The sequence below is a fragment of the Pseudomonas sp. PB120 genome (assembly GCF_009761815.1).
Classification (GTDB): domain Bacteria; phylum Pseudomonadota; class Gammaproteobacteria; order Pseudomonadales; family Pseudomonadaceae; genus Aquipseudomonas.
Genome location: NZ_RWIN01000019.1, coordinates 1 through 8,056, shown reverse-complemented (window position 1 = coordinate 8,056; position 8,056 = coordinate 1). Strand labels below are relative to the sequence as shown.

Below are 8,056 nucleotides of genomic sequence, written 5' to 3'. Positions count from 1 at the left end.
GGAGCCAGCCTGCTGGCGATGGACGTCAACGATGACGCGCCCTGTCTGGATGATCGCGGTGTCTGTGCATTCATCGCCAGCAGGCTGGCTCCCACAGGGGGGAAAGTGTGCGCCAGAAGAATCAGGTCGGCTGTCAGGCCGCCTCGCCTCGCTTTTGATTTGGCTTTGATTTTCTTGCCCCCTCACGCCGAGTGGAGGTTCTGCGCAGTGGGCAACCCGGCATGGATGCCGGGTTAGCCGCCCCCGGCCATGGATGGCCGATGGCGGCGGGCCCACGGAGCAGGACCGGAGCGAGGGCATGCCGAGCCATAGCGAGGCACCGAACGAAAGGGGCAAGAGCCCTTTGGTTACTTTGTGCCGGGCCGCGCAGGCTTTTCCAAAGTGACTCGCTGTAAAAGCGAAACCAATAGCCGCCGTTACCGCAGAAATGGATATACACCCAATGGAATCAGCGCCCCCCAGCAGGCTGACTATTCATCTCCGCATCCCCAGGCTTACCCAACACACATGAAGTCCCCCCCGGCGTATACATCATCGCCACACACCGATTACACGCCGTACAAATCGAATCACGGCTAACACCCGTTTCAAGCTTGTTGACGTAATCATTCTCAGCCAACAACACCCGCCCCATGGCAACCAGGTCAAAACCCTCGGCCATGAGTGTCTCGATGCTCGCCAGACTCTTCGCTCCGCCCAGATACGCCAGTGGCATCTTCACCGCCGCACGCACCTTGCGCGCATGTTCCAGCAAATACAGCTCACGGAATTCCACGGTCGGTTCTTTGCGGCGCTGGATGGCCATCGCCAGGGCAATGATCTTGTTCTTCTGCTGTACGCGGTTTTCCTTGGGGAACGAGGAGCCGAACATGGTGGTGATCGACTCGGCGTTCATCCCCGCGCTGAGCACCAGCAAATGCGCGCCCTCGTCTTCCAGCATGCGGGCGATCTGCGCCCCGTCTTCGGCGCTGTTACCGGCGCGCACGCCTTCGGTGACGCTGTACTTGCAGATCACCGCCATGTCCTGGCCAACCGCATCCAGCACCGCACGCAACACCCGGCGCGGGAAACGCAGGCGGTTTTCCAGACTGCCGCCGTACTGGTCGCGGCGTTTGTTGTACATCGGCGAAATGAACTGGCTGAGCAAGTAGCCGTGGCCCATGTGGATTTCCACGGCATCGAAACCGGCCTGGCGTGCCAGGCGCGCGCCTTGGGCGAAGTCGCGCACCACTTGCTGCATGTCACCTTCGTTCATCGCCTGCTTGAGCAACATGCCGCTCATGAGGCCGATCTTGTTGAAGCCGCCGCTGGCCGACAGCGGACGCTTGGTCGAGCGCTCACGGATAAACGTAAAGCAGCCGCCATGGGTAATCTGCGCGCTGGCCAGGCCACCGGACGCGTGCACCCCATCGGTCAGGGCCTTGAAGTGCGGCAGGCTGGCCTGGGTCAGGGTCAATTGGTTGGGCAAGGTGCGGCCATCGAGGCTCACCGCGCAGTAGGCCACGGTGGTCAGGGCGATGCCACCGGCGACCAGGTCCGAGTGCAGCTTGACCAGTTGCCGGGAAGGCACGCCCTGAACACTCATGCCTTCGTTGGTGGCGGACTTGATGAAGCGGTTTTTCAGGGTCAACGGACCAATCGTAAACGGGCTGAACGGTGACGGGGTCGGACGAGGGTTCATGGGGTGCCTCTCTTTGTTGTTATCAGGCTACAAACGAAGGCTGCGCCGCCTTGGCGCGACGCAGCCATGATCATCAGAAGGTGTATTTGGCGTTGAGCGACAGGTAATCGCGGTCAGCCAGCAGGCGGCCCTGGGCGACATCCGGCGAGCTCAGGTAGGCGACGTAAGTCATGCCGATCTGGAAGTTGCCCAGGTACTTGAAGTCGCCGCCCACAGTCAGGCGCTTCTCGTCACGGCCCAGGCCCTGATAGGCGCTGCCGTCGACGTTCTGCGTCCATACCACTTTGGTGCTCAGGTCCAGGCCGGTGGCAATGGACGGATAGTCCATGTACGCGCCAACGCCGAGCAGGGTCGAGCCGCGGGTCTGGGTCTTCGATTCGAACTGGTCGAACGTGCCGTCCACGCCGGCGCCACCGCCGGTGATCGTCAGGCTGTCGACGCTGGCAATGTGTTGGTGCACCACTTCGCCCATGAACGTGGTCTGGTGCGCCAGGAAACTTGGGCCCAGGATGTACATGGCGTTGAGGTTGCCCTGCCAGATCTGCCCGGTGGTCGGCGCGCCGTTGCTCAGGTAGACCGAGGCACCGTCGCGGTAGCTCAGGTCGCCAGCGTACTGCACCGAATCGCCGACCTTGGAACTGAAGCTGACCCCGGTAAGCTCGACGCCCTCGAAGTAACCCAGGCGATAGGTCATCGCATTGCCTTTATGGCCAATGCTGTTGAGCGAGGAATATTGGGTGTTGCCGGTGAAGTCGAAGAACAGCGAGCCGATGTGCTCGTTGTAGCGGTAATGGAACAGCCCGACCTCGGTGTTCTCGGTCAACCGATAACGCATGCCCAGGCCCCACTGGCCGCTGTCGCTGGCGTCTTTCTCACCGGCATAGGTGACCGCCGCACCGTTGGGCAAGCTGTCAACCACACCGCTGCCCAGGCGAAAGAACTCGGCACCGGGACCGAAGGTGTCGCTGCCGAAGTAGTCGCCCACCGGGTTGAGCTGGGTCTTCTCCCACTTGTATTGGTAGTAACCCAACAGCGCCAGGTTTTCATTCAGCGACCACGAACCGGACACCTGCCCCACTGGCAGGTACGAATCCTTGGCCTCGGTGCCGGGCACGTTGAACTTGGTGGCATCGACCGGGGCCTGACCCTGGCTGATGTTGGGCCAGAACAGGCTCTCGCCCCAGGCCACCAGGTGCCGCCCGGCCTTGAGCGACAAGTACTGGGTGTCGCCGACATCAAAGTTGCCATACACGTAGGCATCGAGCAGCCGCGCCGTGCCGCCACTCAACTGGCGAGCTTTGTCACTGAAGTCATCGTGGCGGCCCAGTTTGTTCACCGTGTCCGGTGAGTCGTTGGCATTGTCCTGGTGATAGGCGTCGTCATAGAAATCACTGCCGCGCACCACCGCACCGAGGTTTTCGTGCTTGAGTTGCAGTTCACCAAACAGGCTCAGACGGTTGTTGATCAAGGACCCGCGCTTGAAGTTGCGCGTGCCGTCGTCGTTATTCGGATCGTTTAGGTATTGATTGGCCTGCTTGGCGGTGCGCATCGAAGCCGTGTAGTTGACCGTCAGCGACGAGTCCAGCGTGGTGTTTTCCCCCAGCTCAATCGTCGGTGCCGCATAGGCCGTGGCACTGCCAACGCTGATGGCCGTTGCCAACAGGCAGCGCCCGCCCACCCTGTGTCCTGAATGGCGCGCAACCGTGTTTTGAGTAAACATGCTCCTCTCCTTTTTGTTGTTGTTTTTTGCTTGTGCCACCGCAGCATGAAAACAACCGCTGCGGCGCACATCGTCCATTTGGTGAGAAGAGCGCGCCTCACGCCCGAACGTTGCTGACCAATGCGCGCAGTTCGTTTTTTGCGACCTTGCTCGACGGGTTGAGTGGCAACGCGTTGAAGAAACGCACCTGGCGCGGCACCTTGTAATTGGCCATTTGCTCGCGACTCCAGGCGATCAGTTGCGACTCGTCGAGTGCTTCGCCCTCGCGCAGCACCACGCAGGCACACCCGACTTCACCCATGCGCTCATCGGCAATACCGATCACCGCCACCTGGGCAATCGCCGGGTGCCGGATCAGCGCCGCTTCAATTTCCGCCGGGTAACAGTTGAAACCGCCGACGATGAACATGTCCTTCAGGCGATCCGTGATGATCAGGTTGCCCGCCTCATCCAGGCGTCCGACATCGCCGGTGTGCAGCCAGCCTTCGGCATCGATGGCTTCGCGGGTCGCTTCGGGATTCTCGAAATAGCCCTGCATGACGTGAAACCCGCGCAGGCAGATCTCGCCGGTTTGCCCTGCGTGCAGCGCCACGTTCTGCGGGTCGCGGATGCTCACTTCGGTGCCGGCAATCGGCCGGCCGCTGGTGCCAGCGATCACTTGCGCCGAATCCTGCGGATCGCAGATGGTCGCCAGGCCGCCGCACTCGGTCAGGCCGTAGGCGGTGGTGACCACGGCAAATCCCAGCTCGTTGCGCATGCGCTCGATCAGGCTCGGCGGAATGCTCGCCGAGCCGGTCACCGCGATGCGCAGGCTCGACAGGTCGGTGTGCTTGAGTTGCGGATGGGCCAACAGCGACAGGTACAACGTCGGCGCGCCGGGCAGTACGCTGATGCGCTCGCGGGCGATGCGCTGGAACACCGCTTCGGCATCAAACACCGCGTGGGGCAGGATGGTCGCGCCGCCAATCAGGCACGTCAGCCAGCCGGCCTTGTAGCCAAAGGCGTGGAAAAACGGGTTGACGATCAGGTAGCGGTCGCCCGGCACGAGGCCGAGGATTTTGACGTATTCGGTGAACGCCCGCAGATTCTGGCCATGGCCACTCATCACGCCTTTGGGTTTGCCGGTGGTGCCCGAGGTGAACAACAGATCGCACATGGCTTCGGGGCCGACCGCCAGCGCACGGCGTTTGGCACTCTCGGCTTCGATGGTCGCCGCGCCGAGCAGGAACTGTTCAAGCGTCAGGTCCGAAGATTGACCAGGCGTGTCGCCGTCAATTATCACCAGGTGTTCGAGGCTCGCCGGCCGATGGGGTGCGAGCAGCGCCGGGTAGTCCACCTCGAGAAAACGCTGCTGGACAAACAGCAACCGGCAGCCGCTGCGCTCCAGCACATCGGCGGCCTCAAGGCCTTTCATGCGTGTGTTGATTGGCACCAGCACCGCGCCGGCGCATTGAATGCCCAGCGCCGCGAGGATCCATTCACCGCTGTTCGGCGCCCAGACGCCGACCCGGTCACCGGCCTGGATGCCCAGGGCCATCAGGCCCCGGGCGAAAGCCATGACGCGTTCGGGCAATTGGGCATAGTCGATGAGCTGGCCGTTTTCCTCGATGGCGGTGCGCCCGGCGAAGCGTTCGGCACTGCTGAAGACCAACTGGGCCAGGGTGACAGGGGCGGCGCTCAAGGGCGTGGCAAGGTTCAGGCTCTGATTCATCGTAGGCTCTGGCTCGGCATCATTCGGGGACGTCATTCGGGAAAGCGGATGTTCAATTGCGCTGTGGTGGGCACGGCCTGGCAGGCCAGAATCCAGCCTTCAGCCAGATCGTCCGCATCCAGTGCATCGTTGTGCAGCAGCTCGACATCGCCGCTTTCCAGCTTGCACATGCACGAGGCGCAGCCACCGACACGGCAGGACGCAGGCGGGTTCAGACCTGCACGCTCCATCGCGGTTAGCACGGTTTCGCCGCTGTCGCAGGCCAGTTGGTAATCGACGCCATCCAGGTGCACCGCCAACTGAGCAGCCACGGCGGCTTCGCTGCTGGACGCCAACGGCAGCTCGCCTTCGCCGGGCAGCGAGACGAAACGCTCGACGTGCACCCGACCGTTGGGCATGCCCAGATCGCCGAGGGCGCTGACGACCGCGTCCATGAACGGGCCCGGTCCACAAATGAACGCGTGGGCATCGATGAACGGCCGCGCCAGTTCGGCCAGTTGGCCGACGCTCGGGACGCCCTGCACCGAGTCGAGCCAATGGACGATTTGCAGGCGACGCGGATGAGCGCTGGCCAACGCTTTGAGCTCATCCTTGAAAATCACCGAGGCTTCATCGCGGTTGGCGTAGATCAGCAGGATTCGCCCGCTGCCCGCGAGCAATGCCGAACGCAAAATCGACAGCACCGGGGTGACGCCACTGCCGCCGCCGAACAGCAGCAAGTCGCTGTCCAGGTTGCGTGGCACAAACACCCCGGCCGGTGGCAACACTTCCAGGGTCTGGCCAGCCTGCAACTCACCGCACAGCCAGTTCGACGCGCGCCCTTGATTGACGCGCTTGACCGTTACCCGCAACGGTTCATCCAGCAACGGCGTGCTGGACAATGAGTAGCAACGGGGCAGCCAGCCGTCCTCGAAGGGCACGCGCAGCGTCAGGAACTGGCCGGGCTTGTAGCGAAAGAGTTCGCCCAGATGCTCGGGCACGTCGAACACCAGGGACCGCGCATCGGCGGTTTCCTCGATCACTTGTGCCACGCGCAGGGCAAGATAATTGTTCATAGGTCAGGTACTCATGACCACCTGCCCGCAGTACGCGGACAGGCGGAAACCCAGGGGTATCGAAACGGGGCAATTGCCTCAGACGTACGGGTCCGGGTTGGGCAGGCCCAGCATCACCGCGCCGTAACTGCGCCCGTACGCCATGTAGTTGTTGGCGATGTGGCCACGTGCCTGGTGCAGGTCGCGGAACAGGCGCGCCACCGGGTTGGTGTTGTACAACCCCGAGGCAGCCATGCTGCGCAGCAGGTCGTTGGCGCGTTCGGCACAGATGTTGGTCACGTAGGCCGACTGGTAGCGATACAGCAGGCGCGTCTCGGTGTCCGGGTATTCGCCGGCACGGGCCAGGGTCATGAGGTGTTCGTAATTGCGTTCCAGCACCAGGCGCAGGCCGTCGACGGTGATCATCGCTTCGGCCACGGCGGTTTGAGCCACCGGATCGTCAGCGGTCCGGGCGCCATGCTTGCCAATGTGCTTGGCGGCGTTGTCGCGGAACTCGTTGATCGCGCCTTGCAGGGCGCCGATGGCCGAGGTCGAGACCGCACGGGAGAACACTTGGGCGAACGGGATCGCGTAGATCGGGTTGGTGTTGACCAGGCGTCCGGGCGTTGCTTCGAGGGTCCAGTTATTGGTGCGCTGCACGCGATGGGCCGGGACAAACACATCCTCGACCACGATGTCATGACTGCCGGTGCCGCGCAGGCCCAGCACGTCCCAGTTACGCTCGATCTGGTAGTCGCTGCGCGGCAGCAGGAAGGTGCCGTGCTCGGCGGCGAGGTCGCCATCCGGTGGCAGGATGCCGCCGAGGAAAATCCATTGGCAGTGCTCGCTGCCGCTGGAGAAACCCCAGCGCCCGCTGATGCGGTAACCGCCCTCCACCACCGTGACTTTGGCCGCCGGCATGTAGGTCGAGCAGATCAGCGTGCTGTGGTCATCGGCCCAGACATCGCGCTGGGCTTCGATCGGATAGCGCGCCAGTTGCCAAGGGTGAACCCCCATCACGCCGTAGATCCAGGCCGTGGACATGCAGCCCTCGGCGAGGATGGTCTGGATTTCAAAGAAGGTGCGCGGGTCCACTTCATAACCACCGAATGCCCGCGGCTGCAAGGCCCGCAGCAAACCGGCGGACTGCAACTCGGCCACGCTTTCTTCCGGCACCTTCAGGTCCCGGTCGGCCTGTGCGGTGCGTGCCTTGAGCGCCGGCACGAGGCGGCGTGCACGTTCCAGCAGATCACGTTCGTCCTGGGTCTTTTCTCGCATGCTGTGCATCACTCAATTCTCCCGATCTCACTGCGCCAGTGCGCGAGTTGTGATGGATCATCGGATTGGGCGGGGAATCATTCATCGTCAAAGCGGACTAGGGGTGGGGTTGGATTTTTTTGAGCGATGGCAGTGGGATTGGGTGTATATCCGTTTTTTTGGTAACGGCGACTGGCGGTTTCGCTTTTACAGCGAGTCACTTGGAAAAGCCCCAAGTAACCAAGGGCTCTTGCCCCTTTCGTTCGGTGCCTCGCCAAGGCTCGGCATGCCCTCGCTCCGGTCCTGCTCCGTGGGCCCGCCGCCATCGGCCATCCATGGCCGGGGGCGGCTAACCCGGCATCCATGCCGGGTTGCCCACTGCGCAGAACCTCCACTCGGCCTCTCGAGGGGGCAAGAAAATCAAAAGCCAAATCAAAAGCGAGGCGAGGCGGCCTGAAAGCCGACCTGATTCTTCTGGCGCACGCATTCCCCCTGTGGGAGCCAGCCTGCTGGCGATGAGGCTTTGTAGTCAACTGATCTCTCTCTGCCACACCCCAATCAAATGTGGGAGCCAGCCTGCTGGCGATGAATGCCCAGACACCGCGATCATCCAGACAGGGCGCGTTATCGTTGACGTCCATCGCCAGCAGGCT

General features: G+C 62.7%; 5 protein-coding genes. All 5 read right to left on the bottom strand.

What is annotated here, in order from left to right:
• Positions 1-448: 448 nt before the first annotated feature.
• On the bottom strand, positions 449-1,681 hold the full coding sequence (locus tag EJA72_RS02780) for an NADH:flavin oxidoreductase (protein WP_157710017.1): 1,233 nt from the start codon (positions 1,679-1,681) through the stop codon (positions 449-451).
• Positions 1,682-1,754: 73 nt separating this feature from the next.
• On the bottom strand, positions 1,755-3,401 hold the full coding sequence (locus tag EJA72_RS02775; protein WP_157710016.1) for a DUF1302 domain-containing protein: 1,647 nt from the start codon (positions 3,399-3,401) through the stop codon (positions 1,755-1,757).
• 97 nt (positions 3,402-3,498) lie between these two features.
• A complete protein-coding gene (locus EJA72_RS02770; protein ID WP_157710015.1) occupies positions 3,499-5,112 on the bottom strand; it encodes a FadD3 family acyl-CoA ligase in 1,614 nt (537 codons plus the stop codon).
• Between the two features lie 32 nt (positions 5,113-5,144).
• Positions 5,145-6,167, bottom strand: a complete 1,023-nt coding sequence (locus EJA72_RS02765; protein ID WP_157710014.1) for a ferredoxin--NADP reductase — start codon at positions 6,165-6,167, stop codon at positions 5,145-5,147.
• A gap of 78 nt (positions 6,168-6,245) precedes the next feature.
• On the bottom strand, positions 6,246-7,433 hold the full coding sequence (locus tag EJA72_RS02760; protein ID WP_157710013.1) for an acyl-CoA dehydrogenase family protein: 1,188 nt from the start codon (positions 7,431-7,433) through the stop codon (positions 6,246-6,248).
• Positions 7,434-8,056 lie beyond the last annotated feature (623 nt).

Coding starts and splice junctions, on each gene's coding strand:
- EJA72_RS02780 (WP_157710017.1), bottom strand. CDS start 1,681: ATGAACCCTCGTCCGACCCCGTCACCGTTCAGCCCGTTTACGATTGGT.
- EJA72_RS02775 (WP_157710016.1), bottom strand. CDS start 3,401: ATGTTTACTCAAAACACGGTTGCGCGCCATTCAGGACACAGGGTGGGC.
- EJA72_RS02770 (WP_157710015.1), bottom strand. CDS start 5,112: ATGAATCAGAGCCTGAACCTTGCCACGCCCTTGAGCGCCGCCCCTGTC.
- EJA72_RS02765 (WP_157710014.1), bottom strand. CDS start 6,167: ATGAACAATTATCTTGCCCTGCGCGTGGCACAAGTGATCGAGGAAACC.
- EJA72_RS02760 (WP_157710013.1), bottom strand. CDS start 7,433: ATGCACAGCATGCGAGAAAAGACCCAGGACGAACGTGATCTGCTGGAA.